Genomic DNA, 25367 nt, shown 5'->3' with positions numbered 1-25367 from the left:
CCGAAATGTTTCGGCTAAAGCTCGCGGTCGAGGGGGATCGAACACTGCCGACCGAGATTATCTGGATTGCGCCGGCCGCAGCCTTGCTGATCGGCTATCTGCTCGGCTCGATTCCGTTCGGCGTTGTGCTGACGCGGATGGCGGGCGCGGGCGACCTGCGGCAGATCGGCTCGGGCAATATCGGCGCCACCAACGTGCTGCGCACCGGCCGCAAGGGGCTGGCGGCGGCGACATTGCTGCTCGATCTCGCCAAGGGGCTGGTCGCGGTTTTGCTGGTGGCCTGGCTGTGGCCCGGCGAGCAACCGCTCGCGGCGGCGGGCGCGATGATCGGCCATTGCTATCCGATGTGGCTGCGTTTTCGCGGCGGCAAGGGCGTCGCGACGCTGATGGGCGTCGCGCTCGGGCTCGGCTGGCCGCTCGGGCTGGTGTTCGCGATCCTGTGGCTCGGGCTGCTGGCGATCACGCGCATCTCGTCGCTGGCCGGGATGGCCGCGGCGATCAGCACGCCGGTCACCGCCGCGATCCTCGGCGATTTCGATCTCGTGCCGTTGCTGCTCGCCCTGGCCGCGATCGTGCTGTGGAAGCACCGCGCCAACATCGCGCGACTGGTCGACGGCACCGAACCCCGCGTCGGCGGCACCAAGGGTGCGACCGCGGAGGCCGCGGGCGAGGACGCCGGTGGATGAGACGACCGCACGGCTGCGGTTGATCCGCACGCCGTCGATCGGGCCGGTCAGCTATCGGCAGTTGCTGGCGCGGTTCGGCACCGCCGCAGCGGCGCTCGATGCGCTCCCCGATCTCGCCCGACGCGGCGGTGGCCGTGTCCCTGCCCCACCCCCGATCGCGGCGGTCGCGCGCGAGCGACAGCTCGTCGAGAAACTCGGCGCGCAACTGCTGTTCCTCGGCGACCCCGATTATCCCGCGCTGCTCGCGGAGATCGACAATGCCCCCGCAGTGCTCACCGTTCGCGGCGACCTGTCGCTGGTGCGCCGCACCCCGGTGGCGCTGGTCGGCGCACGCAACGCCTCGGCGGCGGCGTGCCGCTTTGCGAGGGGGCTAGCGCAAGACCTCGCCGCCGAGGGCGCGAGCGTCGTTTCGGGGCTGGCACGCGGGATCGACACCGCCGCGCACGAGGGCGCGGGCGCGGCGACGATCGCGGTGATCGCCGGCGGGATCGACGTCGTCTATCCGTCCGAGAACGAAGCGCTCCAGGACCGGATCGCGACACAAGCGCTGCTGATCGCCGAGATGCCGCCGGGCACCGAGCCGCGCGCGCGCCACTTTCCGCACCGCAATCGCATCATCGCCGGGCTCGCGCTCGGCACGGTGGTGGTCGAGGCCGCGCCGAAATCGGGCTCGCTCATCACCGCGCGGCTGGCCGGCGAGCAGGGGCGCGAGGTGATGGCGGTGCCCGGCCACCCGTCCGATCCGCGTGCGCAGGGCTGCAACGCGCTGATCCGCGACGGCGCGACGCTGATCCAGAACGCCGCCGACGTCCTTGAACAGCTCCGCCCGATCGACGCCCGCGCAGCGGTCCGCGCGCCCGCCGGCCGCTGGGGCGCACCCCCGCCCGAAGATGCAAGCGATGCCGAGCGCGCGCGCATCGGATCGCTGCTCGGTCCGGTCCCGGTCGCGGTCGACGAACTGGTCCGCCAGTCCGGCTGCGACCCCGCCGTGGTGCAGATGGTGCTGCTCGAACTGGAACTCGCCGGCCGTCTCGAACGCCATGCGGGCGGCAGAGTGAGCCTGTCCTAAGCCCTTCGCCCCGGACATGATCCGGGGCGACGACGATCGGCGGTCACGCGGGGACGCGGCGCGCCCAAGGGGAAGTCACGATAGCGATCAGTCCGCCGCCTGCGGCATGCACACCGGCTTGTCGATCACCAGGTCAGAAACGGCGCGATATTTGGCGACGAAGGCTTTCCAGCCATCGTCCTGCTTTTCTTGGGGCACGAAGTCGCCGGTGGCAAAGGTCATCACCTCGGTCGCGGATTGCTTCGGCTGCTTGGTCGCCGGATCGTACGCCACGATCGGTGCCACCCGTTGGTCGATCTTGAAGCCATGCGCCTTGTACCACGCGATGTGCGCGGCGACCGCGGCCTGGAAGTCGGCCATGGTCGAACCGGGCTTGATCGTCGACAGGCGCACGCGGGTCACTTGGCCGTTCGGGCATGACGCCGTCGATCCCGGAGCCTGCGCGGCGGCGGGAACCGCCAGGAACAACGCCGTCGCGGCGAGGACGAAACGGATCTTTGCCATGATACCCCTCTCTCATTGCCTTCGCGCAACGATACCGCGGCTCGATGACCGACGCGTGACGGGCCGGTCTACCGACGCTTGACGCCCTTGTCCGTACTCCCCACCCTCACGCGTACACGTAAGGATCTCCTACCGCCGCCATGCAGCTCGTCATCGTCGAATCGCCCGCCAAGGCCAAAACCATCGAGAAGTATCTCGGCTCGGACTATCGCGTCCTTGCCAGCTACGGCCACGTCCGCGACCTGCCGCCGCGCGACGGTTCGGTGAACCCCGACGAGGGGTTCGCGATGGAATGGGAAAATTACGCCGACAAGACCAAGCAGCTCAAGGCGATCGCCGATCTCGCCAAGACCGCCGACCGCCTGATCCTCGCCACCGACCCCGATCGCGAGGGCGAGGCGATTTCGTGGCACGTCCAAGAGGTGCTCGCCAAGCGCAAGGCGCTGCCCAAGGACGTCCAGCGCGTCACCTTCAATGCGATCACCAAACAAGCGGTGACGCAGGCGATGCAGGCGCCGCGCGACCTCGATACCGATCTGATCGACGCCTATCGCGCGCGGCGCGCGCTCGATTATCTGGTCGGCTTCACGCTCTCGCCGGTGCTGTGGCGCAAGCTGCCCGGCGCCAAATCGGCGGGCCGCGTTCAGTCGGTCGCGCTGCGGCTGATCGTCGATCGCGAGCGCGAGATCGAGGCGTTCCGCGCACAGGAATATTGGTCGGTCGTGGCCAGCATGGAGCAGGACGGCACGCCGTTCGCCGCGCGACTGGTGCAATGGCAGGGCAAGAAGCTCGACCGGCTGTCGATCGGCAACGAGGGCGACGCGCTGAAGGCGAAAACGGACGTCGAGGCCGGCAATTTCTCGGTCCAGTCGGTCGAGACCAAGCCGGCGACGCGCAACCCGCCGCCGCCCTTCACCACCTCGACGCTCCAGCAGGAGGCGGCGCGCAAGCTCGGCTTCTCCGCCGATCACACGATGCGGATCGCGCAGCAGCTCTATGAGGATGGCGCGATCACCTATATGCGGACTGACGGCGTGCAGATGGACGGCAGCGCCATCTCCGCCGCGCGCGCCGCGATCGCCGGTCGCTACGACGGCAGCTACGTGCCGGACAAGCCGCGCCAGTATCAGACCAAGGCCAAGAACGCGCAGGAAGCGCACGAGGCGATCCGCCCGACCGACTTTTCGAAGGACCGCGTCGGCTCGGGTGACCACGCGCGGCTGTACGATCTGGTGTGGAAGCGCGCGCTGGCGTCGCAGATGGCGTCGGCGCGGATGGAGCGCACCACGATCGAGCTGGCCGATGGCACCGGGCGCAACGTGCTGCGCGCCACCGGTCAGGTGGTGCTCTTCCCCGGCTATCTGGCGCTCTACGAGGAAGGACAGGACGACACGGAAGGCGAGGACGCCAAGCGCCTGCCGCGGATGCGCGAGGGCGATGCGCCGGCGAAGAAGGACGTGCTCGCCGAACAGCATTTCACCCAGCCGCCGCCGCGCTTCTCCGAGGCGTCGCTGGTCAAGCGTATGGAAGAGTTGGGGATCGGTCGTCCGTCGACCTATGCCTCGATCATCAAGACGCTCAAGGACCGCGCCTATGTCCGCGTCGAGAAGAACCGCTTCTTCGCCGAGGAGAGCGGGCGGCTGGTGACGGCGTTCCTCGAACGCTTCTTCGAGAAATATGTCGGCTTCGACTTCACCGCCGAGCTGGAGGAGGAGCTGGACGACGTGTCCGGCGGCCGCGCGCAGTGGCAGGCGGTGCTCGAGGCGTTCTGGCGCGACTTCAAGCCGCGCACCGCCGAGGTGATGGAGCAGAAGCCGAGCGAGGTCACCGCCGCGCTCGACCAGTTCCTGGCGCCATACCTGTTCCCCGAAAAGGCCGATGGCAGCGATCCGCGACTGTGCCCGGCGTGCCACGCCGGGCAGCTCGCGCTGCGCGGCGGGAAGTTCGGCGCGTTCATCGCGTGCAGCAACTATCCCGACTGCAAGTTCACGCGCCGCTTCGCGCAGGGCGGCGACGCGGCGGCGGAGGATGCCGGGCCGGAAACGCTCGGGCAGGATCCCGAGACCGGGCTGCCGGTCGAGCGCAAGAGCGGGCGGTTCGGCCCCTACATCCAGCTCGGCGAGGGCAAGGAAGCGAAGCGCGCGTCGATTCCGAAGGACATCGGCGAACTCGACCTTGAGATGGCGTTGCGTTTGTTGAACCTTCCACGCGCCATCGGGCAACATCCGGAAACCGGTCTGCCCATCAACGCCAGCATCGGCCGCTATGGACCGTACCTCGTGCACGACGGCAAATATGCGCGACTTTCGTCAACATCCGAGGTTTTCGAGACCGGCATGAACGCCGCGGTGGTCAAGCTCGCCGAGGCAGCGGCCGGCGGTGGCCGCCCGGCGCGTGGCGCAGCACGCGCCCCGCTCAAGGTGCTCGGCGCTCACCCGCGCACCGAGGCGGAGATCAAGCTGATGGAGGGGCGCTACGGCCCCTATGTCACGGACGGCACGACCAATGCGACGCTGCCCAAGACGATCGCGCCCGACCAGTTGACGCTGGAGGAAGCCGCGCAACTGATCGACGACCGCGCCGCGGCAGCACCCGCGAAGCCGAAGAAGAAAGCGCCTGCCAAGAAGGCCGCGGCGAAGAAGCCGGCCGCGGAGAAGAAGCCTGCGGCGAAAAAGGCGCCGGCCAAGAAAGCGGTGGCGAAAGACTAAACGGCAAGTCGTCGCACGATACCGTCATTGCGAGCGTAGCGAAGCAATCCAGAGCGTCCTGGTCCGTGACTGGATTGCTTCGCTACGCTCGCAATGACAACCGCGTGGAACGCCGACGGCAAAGCCATCGGCATGATGTCGGACGGGATTGGCGATGCCGACCCGCCGGCCGGACCGGTCGCTGCACCCTGCGCACCGCCACCGTCGGCTTTGCCCAACGTCGCGGCGACCGGTCACATCTTTTCCAGCAATTCCTTGATCGACACGAACGCAAACCCGACCGAGCTGTCGGCGATACCGTACGGCATGAACAGCTTGTCGCCATGCTTCATCGCGCCGCACGTATAAACCACATTCGGCACATAGCCCTCGCGATCCTGATCCGCCGCCGCCAAGATTGGTGAACGCGTGCGGCCGATGATCCGCGCCGGATTGTCCTTGTCGAGCAACGCCGCGCCGATCGAATATTTCCGCATCGCGCCCACGCCATGCGTCAGCAGGAGCCAGCCCTCCTCGATCTCGATCGGCGGCCCGCAATTGCCGATCTGGACGAACTCCCACGGAAAGACGGGCTTCAGGATCAGTTCGCCGTCGTCCCAATGCGTCAGGTCGTCGCTGCGCAGCAGGTAGAGATTCTCGCCGTCCTGCCGCCCGATCGACAGATATTCGCCGCCCACCTTGCGCGGGAATAGCGCAATGCCCTTGTTGCGCGCCGCGCTGCCGGTCATCGGGATCAGGTCGAACGCGCGGAAATCGCGCGTGCGCAACAGCTCGGACTGGATCGTCGCACCGTTATAGGCGGTGTAGGTGCCCAGCCACTCCTGCGTCCCGTCGTCGTGCGTGAAATGCACGAGCCGCAGGTCTTCCAGCCCCTTGGACTGCGCATCGGTGATCGGGAAGATCACGGTGCCGGACAAGGTGCTGTCGCGGTGGCGATAGACCGTCACCGGGCCGCTCGGCGGCGCTTCCTCGTCGGTGCCGGTCGCGTCGGTCGCGGTGGCGAACGGCGGCTCGGGCGCCAGCTTCAGCTCGTTCTCGCTGGTGATGATCCCCTCGCGGAACGCGACCGAGGATATGTGCCCCTCGCCGACCGCACGCAGCGACATCACGATGCGTTGCGCGCCGTCTTCCATGCCCGATTGATCGGGATGCGGCACCGCGCTGGGGTTCATCAGCGCAGCGGCGGCATAGCTGTATTCGTGACAGAAATAGGCGCCGATCAACTGCCGCTTCTCATCCGAGATGCGACTGCCGTCGAGGTCATGCGCCGCCGCGATCTCGTCGTAGCGGGTCATGAACACGCGCCGCGTCTGCCAGTGGCGTGCCTCGAAATCCTTTAGCACCAGGTCGAGCTGGTCACGCGCCTCTTGCGGCGACATGTCCATGACCTCGCTGATCAGCCGCTGCGAACGGCTGACGCCGTTGGCATTGGCAATCCAGCCGATGTGGAAGGGCCGCACGACGACGCGCGACGGATCGGCATGCAGGCGCAGCCGGTGGTTGAACAGCTCCAAGGACCAGCCTCGTCTTTAGGGACGTCGAACGCGAACGTCGCCGCCGTCAGGCGGAAACGCGCACCGTCCCTGCCACTTTTCCGACGCGCTTTGAAAGCCCCGAAATCGCACAGGACGCCATTTGTAACGCCAGGATCGATTCGGCACCCTGATTGCGGTTCAATCCGGTCGGCATCAGCCCGTCGAAACAGCCGCCATCGCGTTGGGTCGCCAGCGGCAGATCGAGATCGTTGACCCCCAGATACCAGTCGTAGGCGCGCTTCGCCTCGGCATACCACCGCGCGTCACCGGTGGCGTCGAACGCCGCCGCGCATGCGTCGATCGTCGCCTGCGCCTCGAGCGGCTGCTGATCGAACGGCAGCGGGTCTGCGTAGACGCGCCCGAAGCTCTCCGACCCGACCGCGCGGAAATGTCCTTCCGGCGCGGTCTGGCGCGCAACGATCCAATCAAGCGTGTCGAGCCCGCACGCGATCAGATCGGCACGGTTCAGCGCCAGCCCGGCGCGCAGCATCGCCTCGGGCAGCCGCGCATTGTCATAGGCCAGCACGATCTCGAACCAGCACCATTCCGGCCGCCGCGCGGCGTCGAGCAGCGCCAGATGCTCATCCGGGAAGCGACGCAGGATCTGCAACGCCATCTCATGCCCGGGGGATGCCTCCAGCATCGCCGCCGCACCCAGCATCGCGAACGCCTGCGCGCGCGGGCTGCCGAGGTCGAGCGCGAGGCTGGCAGTGTTGTCGAACATCGCGGTCGCCCAATCGCGATGCTTGGGCTCATGCGCGTCGCGCGCGGTGACACCCAGCGCCCAGAGCGCGCGCCCGTTCGAATCCTCGGACCCGACGTCCTCGCACCATGTCCGGTCGAAGTTCATGAAGTTGCGGAAGCGCCGCGCCTCCGGATTCCACGCGAACTGCACGAATGACGCATAGATCGTCATCCACTTGTCGCGCGTTTCGGCGTCGAGGTCGTCGATCGCGCTCATCAGCATCAGCGCGCGGGCGTTATCGTCGATGCAATAGCCGTGGCGCCGGTCGGGCACCGAAAAGATCGAATGCTGGAGCATCCCCGTCGCATCGCTCATCCGCTCGACGGCCGCGATATCGGGAGCCAACACCTGTTTGTCGGCTTTGCCGGGATGCGGAAGCCGTTGCGTCCGCGTCGACAGACTGGCCATCAGTTCGTCCATTGCCTTCTCCACGACGCGTGGCCAAATCATCGTCCGGCCCCGCGCATAAGCCCGGGCCGACAACCGCGCGAGATTGCGCGCGCTGCCGAGCAGGTCGTTGATCTCACGTGCGAACGCGGCCGGGTCGCGGAAATCGACCAGAACGCCGTGTCCATCGGCAAGGATTTCGGTGGCATGGACATACGGCGTGGAAACCACCGCCTTGCCGACGCCGACCGCATAGCTGAGTGTCCCGCTCGTGATCTGTGCGGGATTGAGGTACGGCGTGGCATAGATGTCCGCCGCCTGCAGATAGTCGATCAGGTCGTCGTGGTCGACGAACGCGTCGATGAACGCGACATTCGCACCGACCCCCAGTTCCTCGGCACGCGCTTTCAGCGAGTCGCGATACTTCTCGCCCTCATGCGCGACCAGATTGGGATGCGTCGCGCCGAGCACGACGTACATCGCCTCGGGGTGACGCTCGACCACCGACGGCATCGCTTCGATGATCGTCTCGATCCCCTTGCCCGGCGCGAGTAGCCCGAACGTCAGGATCACGCGCCGGCCATCCCAGCCGAACCGCGCCTTGAACGAATCCGGCTCGGCGAACGGCCGATCGGGAACGCCGTGCGGGATCGTCGCGATCTGCTTCGGGTTCGCGCCATAGACGCGCTCGAGGATTTCCCGCCCGCGCTCGGCCATCACGATCACCTTGGCGGCGCGGCGCAGCAACCCTTCGAGCACCGTGCGCTCGGCGGCGCTCGGCTTTTCGAGGATGGTGTGCAGCGTGACGATCAGCGGAAGCGACACGCGATCCAGCATCGCGAGGATGTGTCCGCCCGCCTCACCGCCGAAAATGCCATATTCGTGCTGGAGCCACAGCACTTGCGCGCCGCTGTTCTCGATCGCGCGCGCGGTGGCGACATAGGCGTCGCGGTCGTGCTGCGAGATCGCGCCGACCACCGCCTCAGGATACTCGTAACGGCCGGGATGGTCGTCCATCGCATAGACGTCGACCTGCATCTCGGGGAAGCGGGCGCGCAGCGCCTGGTAGGTATCGGTGGTGAAGGTCGCGATCCCGCACTTTCGCGGCAGGAAATTACCGATCAGCGCGATGTGCCCGACGTTCAGCGCTCCGGTCGACTTCTTCATCCCCTTACCTCTGCCGATGGGTACGCCGCCCATTGCGCGCGTGTTCGCAAAGATGAACCGTCATTAAGACGAAAGGTTGCCATAATTCCGCAATGCAGCAAAGCTCACCGGTCTGATCCCGATCAATCACCCTCGCCCGCGATAGGGTGCGACCCCCTGATCGGGCAGCCATAGATCCGCCGGTGCCGCGCCCGATTGCCAGAAGACGTCGATCGGCATTCCACCGCGCGGATACCAATAGCCGCCGATCCGCAGCCATTGCGGGCGCATTTCGCGGAACAGCCGCTCACCGATCCCGACCGTGCAATCCTCGTGGAAGGCGGCGTGGTTGCGGAACGAGCCGAGGAACAGCTTCAACGACTTGGATTCGACGATCGTCTCGGCCGGCGCATAATCGATCACCAGATGCGCAAAATCCGGCTGCCCGGTCACCGGGCATAGCGACGTGAATTCGGGCTGCGTGAAGCGCACCAGATAGGTCTGCGCCGGGCGCGGATTGGAAACGTAGTCGAGCACCGCCTCGTCCGGTGAAGCGGGCAACGTGCTGGCTTGGCCAAGATGCATCGGGGTCATGCGCGCGCACATAAGGCGTGGCGTGCGCAATTGCGACCTGTTCCAAGCCGGCGCGCTGGCGCTATGGAGAGGCCCATGACCGCTCTCGTCTCCACCGAATGGCTTGCCGCGCATGCGGGCGCGCCGGGGCTGCGCATCCTCGATGCCAGCTATCACGTCGGCTTGCCCGGCGAGCCGCCGCGCGACGCCGCCGCCGATTTCGCCGCCGGGCATCTTCCGGGCGCGACCTTCATGGACCTCGCCAGCTTCAGCGCGCCAGACGCGCCGCTGCCCTCCACCATGCCGGACGCGACGCATTTCGCCGCACGCGCCGGGCGGCTGGGGCTGCGCGGCGATGAGCGGATCGTGCTGTACGACGACGCCCCGCACCATACCGCGGCGCGCGCCTGGGTGATGCTGCGCGCGTTCGGCTTCACCGATGTCGCCTTGCTCGACGGCGGGCTGGCGAAGTGGAAGGCCGAGGGGCGTGCGCTCGAACAAGGCACGGCGCCGGTCGCGCCGACGACGGTCGAGGTGACGGCATCGGGGATCGGTCTGCTCGATCTCGCCGCGATGCGCGCGTTGCAGCAGGACGGCGGGGCGCAGATCGTCGACGCGCGCTCGGCGGCGCGCTTCACCGGCGCGGAGGCCGATCCGCGCCCCGGCGTCGCGCCCGGCCATATCCCGGGCGCGCGCAACCTGCCCTATCCGCAGCTCTTCAACGCTGACGGGACGTGGAAACAGGGCGAGGCGCTCGCTGCCGCCTTCACCGCGGCGGGGGTCGATCTCGACCGCCCGCTCGCGATGACCTGCGGGTCGGGGATCACCGCCAGCGTGCTCGCCTTCGGCGCGCATCTGCTCGGACGCGAGGCGGCGGTCTATGACGGCAGTTGGACCGAATGGGGCAGCGACCCGACCACGCCGAAAGCGACGGGGGACGCATGAGCGCGCGTGATGACATCCGACCGGCGACGCGGCTGGTCACCGGCGGGCGGCGCAAGGAATGGACCGCCGGCGTCGTCAACACGCCCGTCTGGCGCGCCTCGACGATCCTCTACGACGATGTCGCGCACCTGCGCGCGACCGGCGCGCGCGACACCCACCACCGGCTGTTCTACGGCCGGCGCGGCACGCCGACGCAATGGAGCCTCGCCGACGCGCTGACCGAACTGGAGCCGGGCGCGGAGGGGACGTTCCTCTATCCCTCCGGCGTCGCGGCGGTGTCGGCGTGCCTGTTGACGCTGCTGTCGCCCGGCGACGAGCTGCTGCTGGTCGACAGCGCCTATGATCCCACCCGCGCGCTCGCCGACAAATTGCTGGCGCGGATGGGGATCACGACGCGCTATTACGATCCGCTGATCGGCGCCGGCATCTCCGCGCTGATCGGCGAGCGGACGCGGGCGATCTTCATGGAAAGCCCCGGCAGCCTGACCTTCGAGGTGCAGGACGTTCCCGCGATCGTCGCCGCCGCGAAAGCGCGCGGGGTCGCGACCGTCATCGACAACACCTGGGCGACGCCGCTGCTGTTCCCGGTCGTGGAACTGGGGGTCGATTACTCGATCCTCGCCTGCACCAAATATATTGCCGGCCATTCCGACGTGATGATGGGCTCCGTCACCGCCGGGCCGGGCCGCTTCGCCGCGCTGCGCGACACCAGCTTCCAGCTCGGCCAGGTCGTCAGCGCCGACGACGCCTATCTCGCCACGCGCGGCCTGCGCACGATGGGGGTGCGGCTGGAGCGCCACGAGGCGAGCGCGCGGCGGATCGCCGAGTGGCTGGCAGCCCGCCTCGAAATCGCACGCGTCCTCCATCCAGCGCTCCCCTCCTGCCCCGGCCACGACTTGTGGCAGCGCGACTTCAAGGGCGCGGCGGGGCTGTTCGCCTTCGTACTCGCGGGCGGCGGCGATGCGGCGCGCTGCGCATTGATCGACACGCTCGACCTGTTCGGCATCGGCTATAGCTGGGGCGGGTTCGAAAGCCTCGCCGTCCCGGTCGACCCGCAACGCCACCGCACCGCCACCACCCCCGATTTCGCCGGGCCGCTGGTCCGCTTGCAGATCGGCTTGGAAGACCCCGAGGACCTGATCGCCGACCTCGAACGCGGCCTTGCGGCATGGCGCGCGGCACAGGCGTGACCGATCTCGGCCCGGTGCTGGCGATGCTGCCGGCGCAGGCCGACCTGATCGAGCTTGCCGCCGCGGGCACGCTGGTGATCGCGGCGCTCGCGCTCGGCGTCCTCGCACAGCGCGTCGTCGGCGCGCGCACCGCCGCCTGGTGGCGTGCGCGCGTCGGGGCGCATGTCGAGGGGCTCAGCCCGCGGATCGCTGCGATCATCCGCCACGGCAGCGCCGCGCTGCTGCTCGCGCTCGTCTACGCCATCTGGCCGTGGGGGCCGCTGGCGGCGGCGGCGATCGGCTTCGCGATGGCGGCGGCGGGGACGCTGACCGCGCACCAGTTGATGCGCGGCGTCGGCATCCCGCGCTGGGCGGCCTACGTCGTCGAGTTGGTCGTGTTCACCGCGGTCTTCAGCCACGCGGTCGGCGGGCTGGAGCCGATCACCACCACGCTCGATGCGATCGGGGTCCGGGTCGGCAGCCGCCGGCTGTCGCTGCTCTCGCTGATCGAGTTTCTGGTTATCGTCGTCGCGCTGATGGCGGCGGTGCGTGTCGCCAATCGGGTGACCGCGCAGACGATCGCGCACGCCCGCGCGCTCGACCCGACGCAGAAGGTGCTCGCGCAGAAGATCGCCGGGATCGCGGTCGTCGTCTTCGCCTTTCTGTTCGGGATCGACCTGCTCGGGATCGATTTGACCGCCTTTGCGGTCTTCTCGGGCGCGTTCGGGCTCGCGGTCGGGTTCGGGATGCAGAAGACGATCGGCAATCTGATCGCCGGGATCATCCTGCTGCTCGACCGCTCGATCAAGCCGGGCGACGTCATCGCGGTCGGCACCAGCTTCGGCTGGGTCAACAAGATCGGGGTGCGCGCGGTGTCGGTGGTGACGCGCGACGGCAAGGAGCATCTGATCCCGAACGAGGATCTGATGACCCGCGAGGTCGAGAACTGGTCCTATTCCGACCGCAACGTCCGCGTCCGCATCCCGGTGCGCGTGCCCTATGACTGCGATCTGCAGGCCGCGCAGGCGCTGATGCTGAAGGCGGCACGCGAATCGCCGCGCGTGCTCGATTCGCCCAAGCCCAACGTCTGGCTGACCGCCTTTGGCACCAACGGCGCGGAACATGAGATACTGGCGTGGATCAGCGATCCGGAGAGCGGCGTCGGCAACGTCCGGTCGGACGTGCTCAACCGTCTGTGGGCGATGTTCCGCGACGCCGGGATCGGCATGCCGTTCGCGCAACGCGACATCTATGTGCGGAGCTGGCCGGGGAGCGAGCCGCCGGCGGCGTAAGGGGAGCGCACCATCGCCGTCGGCCCTGCGCAGGCAGGGACCCATGTCTGTCGAATGCAGTAGAGGCGTCTGACACATACGCCCCGCGCATGTGTCAGACGCCTCCAAGCACGAAACAGCCATAGGCCCCTGCCTTCGCAGGGGTGACGGCGAGCTTACTGCTGCGGCGTGGGTTGCGCCGGTGTCGGTTGCGCAGGGGCAGTAGCCGCCGCCCCGCCCGCCGACGCGCGCGCATCCTGCCCGTCGCCCTGCGGCGCGGCGACGATGTCGCTGGTGGTCTGGCCCTTGTCGACGACATTGGTCCCGGGATCGCCCACGCCCGAGCGGATGCCCGGCGTCGCGGCGCTCGCGCCACCGGCCTGCTCGACCACGCCGGCCTCACCCGCGCTGCGCGCCGCCGGGCCGCCGAACAGCGCCTCGATCGCCTGCGCCTGCGGGTTGTTGCCCTGCGTCCGCGCGGCGCCCGGCTGCGGCGGGACCAGCGCGAAATCGGGCGGGATAATCAGCGGCGCCTGCCGCGCCACCGCGAATTCGTCGGGGCGGGCACGGTCGTAACCGCGCTTGCCGCAGCCGGCGAGCAGCCCCAGCGCCGCCATCCCGGCCACCACCACCACAGACTTACGCATGGACATTCTCCGAAACATCGTCGCGCTTCTCGCGGATCAGGAGCGCGCGCACCAGCAGAATCAGCACGCCGATCGAGATCGCGGCATCGGCGACATTGAACACCAGAAACGGTCGCCATTCACCGAAATGCAGATCCGCAAAATCGACCACATAGCCCAGCCGCACGCGATCGACGATATTGCCGATCGCACCGCCCAGCACCAGCCCGAGCGCGAGCTGGTCGGCGCGCTTGCGCTCGCGGAACATCCAGACCGCCACCGCGATCGCGATCGCGGCGGTGAACGCGACCAGCAGCCAGCGCGTCGCATCGGTCTCGGCGCGCAGCATCCCCAGCGACACGCCCTCGTTCTTGGTGAAGCGCAGGTCGAAGATCGGCAGCAACGTGCGGTATGCGCCAAGGAAATCGATCTGAAGCGGCCCGGTGACCAGCCATTTGACGAGCTGGTCAACCGCGAACACCGCCCCGGCCAGCAGCAATCCCGCGCGCGGGATCACGCCGCCGTTCCCGTCACATCGGCACAGCGCGCACACAGTGCGCCGTCGCTCGTCACCTCGGGCAGGTGCCGCCAGCAGCGCCCGCATTTGTGGTAATCGGTGCGCGCCACGTCGACGGTCGGCGCCTCGCCGACCCTGGCGACGATAAACACCTCCGCCAATGCTTCGGCGGGCAGCGGCAGTTCGGGTACGGTGACGTCCGCCTCCAGGCTCGAACGGATCGTCTTCTCGCGGCGCAGCGGCTCGATCGCCTCGGTGACGCGCTCGCGCAGCGCCCGCACCTTCAGCCAGCGCGCCGCCACGTCCTCGCCGGCCTCGTCGGGCAGCGTCGGCCATTCGAGCAGATGCACCGAACTGTCGTCGGCCGGGAAGCGCGCCTGCCACACTTCCTCGGCGGTGAACACCAGCACCGGCGCGGCATAGCGGACCAGCGCATGGAACAGCACGTCGAGCATCGTGCGATAGGCGCGCCGCTTCATGTCGCCCGCGGCGTCGCAATAAAGCGAATCCTTGCGCACGTCGAAGAAGAACGCCGACAGATCCTCGTTGCAGAAGTCGGTCAGCCGCCGGACATAGCGGTTGAACTCGTAAGCGCCCGCCGCCTCCTTCAGCTCGCGGTCGAGCGCATGGAGCAGGTGGAGCATGTAGCGCTCCAGCTCCGGCATCTCGGCGACTGGCACCCGCTCGTCATCGGTGAAGCCGTCGAGCGCGCCGAGCAGATAGCGGAAGGTGTTGCGCAGCTTGCGATAGGCGTCCGATGCGGTCGCCAGCACTTCCTTGCCGATCCGCACGTCGTCGAAATAATCGGTCGACACCGCCCACAGCCGCAGGATGTCCGCCCCCGATTCGCCGATCACCTTGAGCGGATCGACGACATTGCCGAGCGACTTGGACATTTTGCGCCCCTGCCCGTCGAGCGCGAAGCCGTGCGTCAGCACCGCATCATAGGGCGCGCGCCCGCGCGTCCCGCAGCTCTCCAGCAACGACGACTGGAACCAGCCGCGATGCTGGTCCGAGCCCTCGACGTACAGGTTCGCGCGCGTACCCTCGCCGTAACGCGCCTCGACGACGAACGCGTGGGTCGAACCCGAATCGAACCATACGTCGAGGATGTCGTTGACCGGCTCGTAATCGGCGAGGCCGTAGCCGTCGCCGAGCAACGCCTGATGGTCGGCGGTGAACCACGCATCCGCCCCGCCGGCGCGGAAGGCATCGAGAATGCGCGCGTTGACCGCGGGATCGTTCAGATACTGTCCGCTCGTGCGGTGGACATAGAGCGCGATCGGCACCCCCCACGCCCGCTGCCGGCTGATGACCCAATCGGGTCGCCCCTCGACCATCGCACGGATGCGGTTCTCGGCGCGCGCCGGCACCCATTGCGTGCGGGAGATCGCATCGAGCGCGAGTTCGCGGAGCGTGGCGGCATTGCCCGGGGCAAGCCCCTCCCCTTCAGGGGAGGGGAGTTTTGCGTTGCCATCCATCGCAATGAACCATTGCGGGGTCGCGCGGAAGATCACCTTCGCCTTCGACCGCCACGAATGCGGATAGCTGTGCGCGAAATCGTCGCTCGCCGACAGCAAATTGCCCGTCGCGCGCAGGTCCGAACAGATCGGCCCCTCGGCGCCGACGAACTTCTTGCTGATGACGCTGCCCTGCCCGCCGAGCCACGCCCAGTCCTCGCGGTACATCCCCGCGCCATCGACCGCGAACACCGGATCGATTCCGTGCGCCTTGCACAGCAGGAAATCGTCCTCGCCATGATCCGGCGCCATATGCACGAGCCCGGTGCCGGCGTCGGTGGTGACGAACGCGCCCTCGAAGAACGGCCGCGGCGTCGCGAAGAAACCGCCCAGCGCGTGCATCGGATGCCGCGCGGTCGCGCCTTCCAGCACCGGGCCCTTGATGAGCGCGATGATCTTGCCCATCGGGATGCCGGTGCGCTTGGTGAAGGCGGGCATCAGCGGCTCGGCGACCAGATACCGCCGCCCGTCATGTTCGAACTGCAGGTAATCGACCGCCGAGCCGTAGGCGAGCGCCTGGTTCACCGGGATCGTCCACGGCGTCGTCGTCCAGATCACCGCCAGCGTCCCCGCCAGCCCCGGATATTCCGGGCAGTCGATCACCTCGAATCCGACGTCGATCTGCGTCGAGACGACGTCCTCATATTCGACCTCGGCCTCGGCCAGCGCGGTCTTCTCGACCGGGCTCCACATCACCGGCTTGGCGCCGCGGTACAATTGCCCGCTCTCGGCGAACCTGAGCAATTCGCCCGCGATCGTCGCCTCGGCGTCGAACTTCATGGTCAGATAGGGATCGTCCCAATCGCCCATCACGCCCAGCCGCTCGAACTCGTCGCGCTGCACCGCCACCCATTTGTCGGCATAGGCACGGCACTCGGCGCGGAACTGCGCGACCGGCACCTGGTCCTTATCGAGCTTCTTCGCGCGATACGCTTCCTCGACCTTCCATTCGATCGGCAGCCCGTGGCAGTCCCAGCCCGGGACATAGGGCGCGTCATAGCCCATGAGGGTGCGGCTGCGGACGATCACGTCCTTCAGCACCTTGTTCATCGCGTGGCCCATGTGGATGTCGCCATTGGCATAGGGCGGGCCGTCGTGGAGGATGAACCGCTCGCGCCCCAGCCGCTGCTGGCGCAGCCGCTGGTACAGCCCGATCCGCTTCCAGCGGTCGAGGATCGCGGGCTCCTTCTGCGCCAGCCCGGCCTTCATCGGAAAGTCGGTCTGCGGCAGGAATACGGTGTCGCGCCAGTCGCGCGACGTGTCGGGTGCGTCGGCCATGTGTCTCTTAGCCTTAACGACGGGTTAGTCCGCCAGCAACTCGCGCGCGCGCGCGCAGTCCAGGTCCATCTGCGCGACCAGCGCGTCGAGGTCGTCGAACCTCGCCTCGGCGCGCAGCCACTCGATCAGCTCGACTTCCAGCACCTGTCCGTACAGGTCGCCCGAAAAGTCGAAGAAATACGGTTCCAGCAGCTCCTTGGGCGGGTCGAACGTGGGCCGGACGCCCAGGTTCGCGGCGCCTTTGAGGACCCGGCCATCCGCAAGCCGCCCCCGCACCGCATAAATGCCATATGCCGGACGCAGATACGGTCCCATATCGAGGTTCGCGGTCGGATAACCTATCGTCCGCCCCAGCTTGTCGCCATGCTGGACGATACCCTCGATCGCGAACGGCCGCGTCAACAACCGCGCCGCACCGCGCGGATCGCCGCCGCGCAGCGCGCCCCGGATCCGCGTCGACGACACCGGCTCGCCGTCCAGCAGCACCGCGCCGACCGTATCGACCGAGAAACCGGCGCTTTTTCCTGCCGTACGCAACGTCGCGATGTTCCCGCTCTTGGCGTGGCCGAAGGTGAAATCCTCCCCGGTCACCACCCCGCCGACCTTGAGCGCCCCGATCAGCCGCTCGGCGATGAACACTTCGGCGGGCAGCGCCGCCAGCGCGGCGTCGAAATGGAACACCACCATGCCGTCCGCCCCCGCCGCGGCGAACAGCCGCGCGCGCTGGTCGAGCGTGGTCAGCCGGAAGGGCTCGGTCTCGGGGCGGAAGTGGCGAACCGGATGCGGATCGAAGGTCGCGACCAGCGCCGGGCGGCCCTCGGCGCGCGCGCGATCGACCGCCCGCGCGACAACCGCCTGATGACCCAGGTGAAAACCGTCGAAATTGCCGAGCGCAACGATCGCGCCCGCCAGAGCGTCAGGCACCGCCGCGCCGCCGTCAAGCCGCTGCATCGGCCGCCCTTAGCGCCTGCACCGTCACCGTACTAGCGTCACGAAATCATAAGCCGGCCGCTCGCCCTCGGCAGGGTTCGCGACGCGCGCCACCTCGCGCCAGCCGGTGAAGGCGGGCACCACCGCATCGCCCTCGGGCGCGCAATGCACCTCGGTCACTTCGATCCGGTCGGCGCGATCGAGCAGCAGGGCATAGATTTCCGCACCGCCGACCACCGTCACCTCGCCCGCTCCGGCCAGCGCCAGCGCCGCCTCGACGTTGTGCGCCACCTCGGCGCCGACCGCGGACCAGTTGCGGTCGCGCGTCAGCACGATGTGCCGCCGTCCGGGCAGCGGCGCGGGGAAGCTCTCGAAGGTCTTGCGCCCCATCACCATCGGCGTGCCCATCGTCAGCGCCTTGAAGCGCTTCAGGTCCGCCGGCAACCGCCACGGCAGCCGGCCGTCGACGCCGATGACGCCATTGTCGGCGCGCGCGAGAACAAAGACGATCATCGGTGCCGCGCTAGGCGCGACGCGGGCGCGAGGAAAGTCCGCATCATGCCTCGTCCAGCCGGCTGGTCAGCGTCCAGCGCGCCTCTCCCTCCAAGCCCAGCGCCGTCAGGCGCCCGGTACGATACGCCCCGGTGTCGATCGCGATCCGATTGCGGCGATAGTCGACCTTCGGCACGATCGTGTGCCCATGCACCACCACCGGACCATGATCGACGTGGCTGGTCAGGAACTCCTTGCGGATCCAGCGCAGGTCTCGCCCCTCCTGCTCGTCGATCGGCACGCCCGGACGGATGCCGGCATGGACGAACAGATAATCGCCGATCCGCACCTGATCGCGCATCGCGCGCAGGAACGCGATGTGACGGGACGGCAGCGCGGCGCGCAGCACGCGCGGCAGCGCCTCCGGATCGTCCCAGAAGCGCGCCGGATCGACGCCATAGCTCTCCAGCGTCTCCGCCCCGCCATGATCCAGCCAGTCGGGAACGCCCTCCGCCTCGCCGTCAAGGATCGCGAGCAGCATCTCCTCATGGTTTCCGCTCAGGAAGGAATAGTGCGCATTGCGGCGGGTGTCGGCGGCGAACAGGTCGATGACCTTCGCCGACGCCGGCCCACGATCGATCAGGTCACCCAATGCGACGATGTGCAGCGCCGCCTCGCCGCCGCGGCGGGCATGATCCTCCGCGATCCAGCCGAGCAGCGGCTGCAACAGATCGGCGCGGCCATGCACGTCGCCGATCGCATAGACGCGCATCCCCGCCGGCACCGCGGCGCGACGTGGCGGCGGCCATCCGATCAGGTCACGGAAACGTCCCATCACGCGCGCAATTTAGTCGAACAGCATGGCGTCGATGCGGTCGAGCACCGGCGCGCCAGCGGCGAACTTGCGCGCGAAATGCGCATTCGAGGCCGCGATCGCGCCGAGATCGGCGTCGGTCAGCGATTGCGGATGGGCGCCGCCGCCATTCCACTGTGCATAGCGGCGATTGTCGCGCACGAGGCGCAGCCCGGGCTCGTTGCAGAGCACGGTCTGGAAATAGCATTCGTCGGGGCTGGTGCGCATCGAAAGATACTTTTGCAGCTTCAGGTGGCGCGATGTCGGGTTGAGCAACAGCCGCGCGACGCGTGCGTTGCCGGTGAACCAATGATCGCCGTCAAAGCATTGGAAATCGCGCGAGAACGGCCGGAACGGCGTCCTGAACGGAAGCTCCAGCGTGCGGCGCCCCGGTCGCACGCGGCGACCACCGTCGTTGAAGCGCAATATCGGCAGCCAGAGCTGCGCGCCCTCATAGCGGGTGCGTTTCAGGCGGCGGTTGATCTCCGACTCGAACTGGTCGAGTTCGGGATTGCGCGGGCCGAAGCACGCTGCGGCACTCTCGGCGGTGTCGTCGAGTCGGCGAAAGTCGATCAGCGCATCCGCGTCCAGCATGTCCAAGTCGGCCCGCACCGCCGCGGCGTGACGGATCGGGTAATCGACGGCGCTCAGCAACACGAACCAGTCGGGCGCGTCATGCTCGTAGAGCAACCGCAATGCCGCGAAAAACCCCTGCACCACTGACCATTTCGCCCAGCCCGTACGGATGCTCGGCTGAACGAAACGGACATTGCCGGGGAACGCGCCGACGTCGATTGCGGATTGTGCCATGTCGTGATGGCAGGCGATCGGCGGATCGTCGTACAGCCGGTTGAGCGTGGTAACGAGCCGCAGCAACTGCGCGGGATCGCGATGCGACAGGATGACGAAGCCGATCGTCATCGTGCGCGCCCCGGCCGCGCCGATTCGATAAGAGCGCGGCCAGGGATCGGGCGATTCGGCAGGGGCAGGCTCCGGGTCACGCATGGGGGATAGCGACTCCACCCTAACCGCTCCCTACCGGCGACGTCGACCGGTTATGCGGGCGGAACACGTCTGCGCGACTCCGCCGCAAACGAAAAGCGGCGGCATCCCCGATCGGGCATGCCGCCGCCTTCCATATCGTCACCGCCACGGCGCCGAAGCGCCGGTGCGATGCCGCGATCAGATCGCCTGAGCGAAACGGACCGACGGGCGACGACGCATCGCGTAACCGACGATGCCGAAGCCCAGGATCATGAGCGCCCAGCTGCCCGGCTCCGGGACCGCCGAGGTCCAGCTGACGGTGCCCGTAGCGATACCGCCGCGACCGGTCACATTGTAGTTCACGCGCAGAGTTTGCGGGTTGTTGGCGTTCGTGACGATGTTGTTGATCGCCGCTTGATAGGCCGAACCGTCAGCGCTCAGCGTGGCAGCCTTCGAGATGCCATTCAGGACGATGGAGGTAAGCTGAATCGCGCTGTTGGTCGCCAAGCTGATCGTGGCGGTGCCCGACGCGCTGACGATACCTTCAGACGGAACGTTGAACGTGAAGTCCTGAGAGAGGCCGGTCCCCGAGGTCCCGCTGATGGTAAAAGAACCGAACTGAACGTCCGAGCCAGTCGGCCCGAGATCGATATTGGTCACCGCCATCGCCGGTGCCGACACCGCAAACGTGGCCGCAGCGACTGCGGTTGCGAAAATCTTCTTCATATTAGGAACTCCCCTTGCACCCTGTTGACGTCCGTCCGTACCACTCACGCGACCCGCCGTTCATGGCGATGGTGACCGTTTTCGATCGGCCACCTAGTGATTCGATGTATCGCACCTTAACGGTACGAAAACCATCGCATTTTTACCGGGACCCCGCGTTCCTCAGGCCGTGCTCTTTTTGCACTGCCTGAGATGCGTCACCCTGCGGTACGACCCGATAAACCTGCTTTTACTCCATTTGTTTGCGTCGCAACATTACCGACCCTGTCCAGATTTGGGACAAGTGGAGCAAACGACATTGAGCAACCTCGAAAATTCGTCAGCCACCCCCCGATTTCGGCGCTTGCCCGTCGAATCTGGTTAATTATTGCTGGGCCGTTGGACGTCCAGCGCGCCGATCAAAACGACCGCAATGCCGCCGAGCTCGATCATGGAGCTCCATCGTCCGCGAAGTATTTCGCCGTCGATGAGGCGGTCGATATGATGAAACGAAGCCGCACGGATGATGACATAAGTAGAGATCAAGTATAGGCCTACCATGGCAGCCCGAATGTTGCGTTGCAGCGTGCGAAGGTAGAATGCCGAGAGGATCGCCAGCACCAGGCCAAGGCCAGCAATGACGCTGACGAACGCCAGCTGAAGCTCGCGTCGCTTGCCGAACCAGCCATAATGAACGGCATTGTCGCGCATCACGGCCGTGAACAGCGACTGCAGGTCGAGCTGCTTGTTGATCCCCAGCGCGAGCATCGACAGCGCCAGAATAGTCCAGAAGCGTGCACCATTGCGGTTGGTGCGACGTGCGTTCGACGCGCAGACGCATGCAGCGACGAGGTAAAACACCACCGTCACCCAGCCGCCCCAGGTCGGATCGCCGATCCCCGGGGTCCAGCCGTCGATCAACGCCGCCCGCCGCGATGATGATGGTGCGCGAGTCGGAAGATGCGCGGGCCGTCGACCAGATACCGCCGCCACAACCGCCCCGGCTGCGACGCTAGTCGATGCGCCCACTCCAGCCCGAGCCGCTGCACCACGCGCGGCGCACGCCGCTGCCGTCCCACGATGAAGTCGAGCGAGGCGCCGATGCACAGCCCACATCCGCGCGCACCGCCGCTGGCGGCGATTCGGGCGGCGAGCAGTTCCTGCTGCGGCGACCCCACCGCCAGCAGCACGAAGCGCGCGCCCGAGTCGCGGCCGAACGCCGCCGCGGCGTCGAGCGCGGCCGGATCGCGGAGCATGCCCATCGGCGGAATGTGCTGGACGAAATCGAGCGTCACGAAGCGCGCCTGCAACGCCTGCAGCAGCGCCGCGTCGCCGCCGATGATCGCGATCCGGTCGCCGCTCTGCGCGACCTCCGCGAACAACCGTACGGTCAGGTCGCTGCCCGGTGCCAACGGCAGCGTGATGCCATAGAAGCGCGCCAGCCGTGCCAGCACCCGGCTGTCGCACAGCACCAGCGCCGCGCCGCGATAGGCGCGCCACAATTCGGCGCCGACCGGGTCCGCCTCGCCCAGCGCCTCCAGCCGCACGATATGGTCGACATTGGGGGTGACGACGTAACGGAACGGCGTTTCCGCCGTCATCTGTGTCAGCCAGTCGACCGCCGCATCGGTATCAAGCGGGTCGAAGCCGATCCCGATGAACGTGCGACGCGCCATCGCGGCGAGATCAATAGGCATTCTTGTCGAACGCCAGATTGACGACCGTCTCCACCATGATGCGCAGGTCGAGCATCAGCGACCAATTGTCGATATAGTAACGGTCCAGCTCGACGCGGCGTTTGGCGCGGTCGATCGTCTGGATCTCGCCGCGCAGCCCGCGCACCTGCGCCAGCCCGGTGATCCCCGGCTTCACCCGGTGCCGCGCCGCGTAACCGCGCACCGCGTCGAAGTAATAATGGTCGCCGACCTTCATGTGCGTAGCATGCGGGCGCGGGCCGACGATCGACATCTCGCCGCGCAACACGTTCCAGAGCTGCGGCAATTCGTCGATACTCAGCTTGCGGATCAGCCGCCCGACGGGGGTGACGCGCGGATCGCCCTTGGTGGTGCGCGCCGCCCCGCTCACGTCCTGACGGTCGGTGTACATCGACCGGAATTTCCAGACGAGAATCTCGCGGTTGTTGAACCCGAAGCGTGGCTGTTTGAAGATCACCGGGCCGCGGCTGGTCAGCTTGATCGCAATCGCGGTCACCAGCAGCAACGGCGACAAGAAAATCAGCGCCAGGGTCGCGACGACGAAGTCCTCGACGTCCTTCACGATCGTGTTCCCGTCGCGCATCTGGCGCTGCCACAGCGTCAGAACCGGGATCTGCCCGACGAAATTGACGCGGTAATCGGGCGCGAGCGCGATCGCCTCGCGCGGGATCAGCGACACGTCGACCGCGACCTCGCTCAGTTTCTCGATGATCGCATCGATCCGCTCGCGCGTCATGTCGGACAGCGAGATCAGCACCTGATCGACCTCGCCGTCGCGTGCCATCGACAGCAGCTCGGGAAAGCCGCCGATGAACGGCAGCTCTTCGACCGCTTCGGGTTCGGCCGATCGCGTATAGTCGTCCGCCACCCCGACGAGCAGCAATTGCGGCAATGCCTGCAGGTCGAGCATCCGGCAGGTGCGCGCCAGCGTCCGCTTGTCCGCACCATACAGCACGACGCGCTGGCGGATGCGTCCACTATCGGCCAGCCGCCGCAGCGCGGCACGCAGGACGAAGCGACTGACGAACAGCAACCCGGTGACCGAACCCACATAAGCGAGCGTCAACCCGCGCGAGAATTCGTCGACCAGCCCGAATTGCCAGACGATCGCACTGCTGAGCAGCGCCGACATCAGATAGTCGACCGCCACCGCGGTATCGCCGGATTGCAGGATGACGAACGACTGGCTGTAGACGCCGCGCGACTGGCGGATCAGGAAAAAGGCGACGCCGGCGATGAAGCCCGCGGCGGTATGCACCCCCGGCACCACCGTCTGCTGAAAGACCAGCGTATAGAGGACCACCGCGATCGGCGCGCTGACGACAAGACACAGCAGGTCGACCGTCACCACCATCGACGGAATGACGTTCGACGTGAAACGCCTGCCCTGCACCGTTCGCGAACCCGTCAATTGTTCCCGCCCTGATTCGACCGGGTCGCCGCCGCCCCGCGCTACCATTGCGCCCGCGCTAGCCGTTTTTGCTCAACAAATTGCTGCTGCACGTCCGCAAGTTCGTCCGAACGCCCGGCCTTGACCAGGAAGTCGCGTAGGCCACCGAACAACAACGGGTCGGCCCCGCCAATCGCCTGAATGCCCGCGCGATACGTGTTCTCGGCCAATTGCGGTTGCCCCGCCAGCGCATAGGCACGCGCCAGTCGCACGCGGTCATCGGCCGAGCGCGGCTTGCTGGCGACCAGCCGCTGCGCGTCGAACACCGCCTGTCGCCCGCGCCCGGTCCGTAGATAGAGGTCGGTACGTGCGCGCAGCGCCAGGATATTGCCCTCGTCGAAGGCGAGCACCGCGTCCAGCAGCTTGAGCGCCTCGGCGTCGCGCCCCTGTCGCGCCTGCGTCTGCGCCAGCAGCGCGAGCGGCGCGGCATTGGCGGCGGTCACCGGCAGCGACACCAGCGGCGCGACCAACGCCTCGGCCTCCGCGGGCTGCCCGGCCAGCATCAGGAAATAGGCGTAGCGCATCTTGTCCGCGGTCGACGCCTGCGCCGCCAGCTGTCGCACTTGCGCCACCGCCGCGTCGCGCGGTTCGAAACGCAGCCACAATTCCAGAATGTCGATCAGCCGCCCGTCATGTTCCCCGCTGCTCGCCAGCGGCGCGGTAAGATTGTGCGCCGCCTCACGCTCGCCCAGCCTATAGAGCGTTCGTGCGTAGGCGATCCGCAGCGCGACATCCTTGGGCCGCATCTCCAGCTCGCGGCTCTGCGCTTCCTTCTGCCCGGCCAGATTGCCAAAGCGCCCGGCCATGTCGCCCAGCGCGTCGAGCACGGTCGCGTCGCTCGGGTGTCCCGTGACGAAATCGCGCAACAGCGTCATCGCATCGTCGGGCTTCCCCAATCCAGCCAGCGCGCGCGCCTTCAGGATCGTGGCATTGGAATCGTCGACACGGGACGCCAGCACCGTATCGGCATGCTTGAGCGCCGTATCGTAATCGCGGTTGCGCAGCGCTACGAAGCCCAGCGTGGTCTGCGGCGCGAGATCGTCGGGGCGCAGCTGCAACACCTGCTTGGCATAACGCTGCGCATCCTCGGTGTGGCCGCCGACCACCGCCAGATCGGCCAACGCCTGCAACACCGCCGGGCGGCTGTGATCCAGCTCGTTCGCGCGCAGATAGGCGTTGAACGCCCCCGAAAAATCGCCCAGCGCCAGCTCGACGCTGCCGAGCTGCTGCCAGTAATCGGCATTCGAATCGTCGAAGCCGACTGCCTGCTGCATCGCCAGCCGTGCCATAACGGGATCGTTATTGGCCATCGCGGCCTCGTAGACGGCGGCGAACTTGGCGGCGCGTTCCTCGCGTGAGCGGCAAGCCGACAACAGCATCAGCACCGCCGCTGCTGCTACGGCGAACCGCCGTCCTGCCGCCCGCCGTTTCGGGGTCCGCTTCACCGTTGCCCCCCGCACAAGAATGCTGCCCATCCCCAACAATCTCGTACGTACTTCGTAAGGAAAATGCTGTAAGGCACCTGACGTTCGGCGCTTTACCCGATAAGGGACGGGCTG

The 25367-nt window shown here is 67.4% G+C and carries 22 protein-coding genes; 6 read left to right on the top strand and 16 right to left on the bottom strand.

Annotated features, from left to right (window positions below):
* The first annotated feature begins 5 nt into the window (after positions 1-5).
* Together plsY and dprA are read left to right on the top strand one after the other, a co-directional pair.
* A complete protein-coding gene (plsY, locus tag AADI75_RS00545; protein WP_341207114.1) occupies positions 6-686 on the top strand; it encodes a glycerol-3-phosphate 1-O-acyltransferase PlsY in 681 nt (226 codons plus the stop codon).
* Positions 679-1755, top strand: a complete 1077-nt coding sequence (gene dprA, locus AADI75_RS00540) for a DNA-processing protein DprA (RefSeq protein WP_341207113.1) — start codon at positions 679-681, stop codon at positions 1753-1755. The genes plsY and dprA overlap by 8 nt, the downstream gene beginning before the upstream one ends.
* Positions 1756-1842: 87 nt before the next feature.
* On the opposite strand, the gene AADI75_RS00535 is transcribed toward dprA, so the two are convergent.
* On the bottom strand, positions 1843-2259 hold the full coding sequence (locus AADI75_RS00535) for a hypothetical protein (protein WP_341207112.1): 417 nt from the start codon (positions 2257-2259) through the stop codon (positions 1843-1845).
* Between the two features lie 140 nt (positions 2260-2399).
* Here AADI75_RS00535 and topA point away from each other — a divergent pair, with 140 nt between their 5' ends.
* Positions 2400-4967, top strand: a complete 2568-nt coding sequence (topA, locus tag AADI75_RS00530; RefSeq protein ID WP_341207111.1) for a type I DNA topoisomerase — start codon at positions 2400-2402, stop codon at positions 4965-4967.
* Between the two features lie 233 nt (positions 4968-5200).
* Here the strand turns inward: topA and AADI75_RS00525 are convergent, their stop codons facing one another.
* From AADI75_RS00525 to queF, 3 genes are all read right to left on the bottom strand, one after another.
* Positions 5201-6481 (bottom strand): glycoside hydrolase family 130 protein, encoded by a 1281-nt coding sequence (locus AADI75_RS00525; protein ID WP_341207110.1) that lies wholly within the window; start codon positions 6479-6481, stop codon positions 5201-5203.
* Positions 6482-6527: 46 nt separating this feature from the next.
* Entirely contained in the window at positions 6528-8801 is a 2274-nt protein-coding gene (locus AADI75_RS00520) for a glycosyltransferase family 4 protein (protein WP_341207109.1), read from the bottom strand.
* A gap of 126 nt (positions 8802-8927) precedes the next feature.
* A complete protein-coding gene (queF, locus tag AADI75_RS00515; protein ID WP_341207108.1) occupies positions 8928-9374 on the bottom strand; it encodes a preQ(1) synthase in 447 nt (148 codons plus the stop codon).
* Between the two features lie 75 nt (positions 9375-9449).
* On the opposite strand from queF, the gene AADI75_RS00510 reads away from it, so the two are divergent.
* Genes AADI75_RS00510 through AADI75_RS00500 form a run of 3 tightly spaced genes read left to right on the top strand, consistent with a single transcriptional unit; the run spans position 9450 to position 12759 of the window.
* Complete coding sequence (locus tag AADI75_RS00510; protein WP_341207107.1) at positions 9450-10298, top strand: sulfurtransferase; 849 nt, start codon at positions 9450-9452, stop codon at positions 10296-10298.
* Positions 10295-11488 carry a cystathionine beta-lyase gene (gene metC, locus AADI75_RS00505; protein ID WP_341207106.1) on the top strand — a complete coding sequence of 398 codons (1194 nt, stop codon included), beginning with the start codon at positions 10295-10297 and terminating at the stop codon, positions 11486-11488. The genes AADI75_RS00510 and metC overlap by 4 nt, the downstream gene beginning before the upstream one ends.
* The gene (locus AADI75_RS00500) at positions 11467-12759 is read left to right on the top strand and encodes a mechanosensitive ion channel domain-containing protein (RefSeq protein ID WP_341207105.1); all 1293 of its coding nucleotides are present in this window, start codon (positions 11467-11469) and stop codon (positions 12757-12759) included. The genes metC and AADI75_RS00500 overlap by 22 nt, the downstream gene beginning before the upstream one ends.
* A gap of 155 nt (positions 12760-12914) precedes the next feature.
* On the opposite strand, the gene AADI75_RS00495 is transcribed toward AADI75_RS00500, so the two are convergent.
* From AADI75_RS00495 to AADI75_RS00440, 12 genes are all read right to left on the bottom strand, one after another.
* Positions 12915-13385, bottom strand: a complete 471-nt coding sequence (locus AADI75_RS00495) for a DUF3035 domain-containing protein (protein WP_341207104.1) — start codon at positions 13383-13385, stop codon at positions 12915-12917.
* A complete protein-coding gene (gene lspA, locus AADI75_RS00490; protein ID WP_341207103.1) occupies positions 13378-13881 on the bottom strand; it encodes a signal peptidase II in 504 nt (167 codons plus the stop codon). Before lspA ends, AADI75_RS00495 begins: the two co-directional genes overlap by 8 nt.
* Entirely contained in the window at positions 13878-16679 is a 2802-nt protein-coding gene (ileS, locus tag AADI75_RS00485; RefSeq protein ID WP_341207102.1) for an isoleucine--tRNA ligase, read from the bottom strand. Before ileS ends, lspA begins: the two co-directional genes overlap by 4 nt.
* A 24-nt stretch (positions 16680-16703) precedes the next feature.
* On the bottom strand, positions 16704-17630 hold the full coding sequence (locus AADI75_RS00480) for a bifunctional riboflavin kinase/FAD synthetase (RefSeq protein WP_341207101.1): 927 nt from the start codon (positions 17628-17630) through the stop codon (positions 16704-16706).
* 24 nt (positions 17631-17654) lie between these two features.
* Positions 17655-18122, bottom strand: a complete 468-nt coding sequence (locus AADI75_RS00475) for a dihydrofolate reductase (protein WP_341207100.1) — start codon at positions 18120-18122, stop codon at positions 17655-17657.
* A 43-nt stretch (positions 18123-18165) separates the two neighbouring features.
* Positions 18166-18936, bottom strand: coding sequence for a metallophosphoesterase (locus tag AADI75_RS00470; RefSeq protein WP_341207099.1), 771 nt, complete (start codon positions 18934-18936; stop codon positions 18166-18168).
* Positions 18937-18948: 12 nt separating this feature from the next.
* Positions 18949-19875, bottom strand: coding sequence for a beta-1,6-N-acetylglucosaminyltransferase (locus AADI75_RS00465; protein WP_341207098.1), 927 nt, complete (start codon positions 19873-19875; stop codon positions 18949-18951).
* A 261-nt stretch (positions 19876-20136) separates the two neighbouring features.
* A complete protein-coding gene (locus AADI75_RS00460) occupies positions 20137-20664 on the bottom strand; it encodes an FxDxF family PEP-CTERM protein (RefSeq protein WP_341207097.1) in 528 nt (175 codons plus the stop codon).
* Positions 20665-21024: 360 nt separating this feature from the next.
* Positions 21025-21564, bottom strand: coding sequence for a hypothetical protein (locus AADI75_RS00455; RefSeq protein WP_341207096.1), 540 nt, complete (start codon positions 21562-21564; stop codon positions 21025-21027).
* On the bottom strand, positions 21561-22319 hold the full coding sequence (locus AADI75_RS00450; RefSeq protein ID WP_341207095.1) for a WecB/TagA/CpsF family glycosyltransferase: 759 nt from the start codon (positions 22317-22319) through the stop codon (positions 21561-21563). The genes AADI75_RS00455 and AADI75_RS00450 overlap by 4 nt, the downstream gene beginning before the upstream one ends.
* A 10-nt stretch (positions 22320-22329) precedes the next feature.
* Entirely contained in the window at positions 22330-23769 is a 1440-nt protein-coding gene (locus tag AADI75_RS00445) for an undecaprenyl-phosphate glucose phosphotransferase (RefSeq protein WP_341207094.1), read from the bottom strand.
* Positions 23770-23810: 41 nt separating this feature from the next.
* Positions 23811-25253 carry a hypothetical protein gene (locus AADI75_RS00440; RefSeq protein WP_341207093.1) on the bottom strand — a complete coding sequence of 481 codons (1443 nt, stop codon included), beginning with the start codon at positions 25251-25253 and terminating at the stop codon, positions 23811-23813.
* Between the last annotated feature and the right edge of the window lie 114 nt (positions 25254-25367).

The sequence above is a fragment of the uncultured Sphingomonas sp. genome (assembly GCF_964021865.1).
Lineage (GTDB): Bacteria > Pseudomonadota > Alphaproteobacteria > Sphingomonadales > Sphingomonadaceae > Sphingomonas.
Note: the sequence above shows the minus strand (reverse complement) of the source record. Positions and strands in the feature narration are given on the sequence as shown.

Bases quoted from the DNA above. Each gene is read 5' to 3' on its own strand.
- plsY (WP_341207114.1), top strand. From the start codon at position 6: ATGTTTCGGCTAAAGCTCGCGGTCGAGGGGGATCGAACACTGCCGACC.
- AADI75_RS00535 (WP_341207112.1), bottom strand. From the start codon at position 2,259: ATGGCAAAGATCCGTTTCGTCCTCGCCGCGACGGCGTTGTTCCTGGCG.
- topA (WP_341207111.1), top strand. From the start codon at position 2,400: ATGCAGCTCGTCATCGTCGAATCGCCCGCCAAGGCCAAAACCATCGAG.
- AADI75_RS00520 (WP_341207109.1), bottom strand. From the start codon at position 8,801: ATGAAGAAGTCGACCGGAGCGCTGAACGTCGGGCACATCGCGCTGATC.
- queF (WP_341207108.1), bottom strand. From the start codon at position 9,374: ATGACCCCGATGCATCTTGGCCAAGCCAGCACGTTGCCCGCTTCACCG.
- AADI75_RS00510 (WP_341207107.1), top strand. From the start codon at position 9,450: ATGACCGCTCTCGTCTCCACCGAATGGCTTGCCGCGCATGCGGGCGCG.
- metC (WP_341207106.1), top strand. From the start codon at position 10,295: ATGAGCGCGCGTGATGACATCCGACCGGCGACGCGGCTGGTCACCGGC.
- AADI75_RS00500 (WP_341207105.1), top strand. From the start codon at position 11,467: ATGGCGCGCGGCACAGGCGTGACCGATCTCGGCCCGGTGCTGGCGATG.
- AADI75_RS00495 (WP_341207104.1), bottom strand. From the start codon at position 13,385: ATGCGTAAGTCTGTGGTGGTGGTGGCCGGGATGGCGGCGCTGGGGCTG.
- ileS (WP_341207102.1), bottom strand. From the start codon at position 16,679: ATGGCCGACGCACCCGACACGTCGCGCGACTGGCGCGACACCGTATTC.
- AADI75_RS00480 (WP_341207101.1), bottom strand. From the start codon at position 17,630: ATGCAGCGGCTTGACGGCGGCGCGGCGGTGCCTGACGCTCTGGCGGGC.
- AADI75_RS00475 (WP_341207100.1), bottom strand. From the start codon at position 18,122: ATGATCGTCTTTGTTCTCGCGCGCGCCGACAATGGCGTCATCGGCGTC.
- AADI75_RS00470 (WP_341207099.1), bottom strand. From the start codon at position 18,936: ATGGGACGTTTCCGTGACCTGATCGGATGGCCGCCGCCACGTCGCGCC.
- AADI75_RS00465 (WP_341207098.1), bottom strand. From the start codon at position 19,875: ATGACGATCGGCTTCGTCATCCTGTCGCATCGCGATCCCGCGCAGTTG.
- AADI75_RS00460 (WP_341207097.1), bottom strand. From the start codon at position 20,664: ATGAAGAAGATTTTCGCAACCGCAGTCGCTGCGGCCACGTTTGCGGTG.
- AADI75_RS00450 (WP_341207095.1), bottom strand. From the start codon at position 22,319: ATGGCGCGTCGCACGTTCATCGGGATCGGCTTCGACCCGCTTGATACC.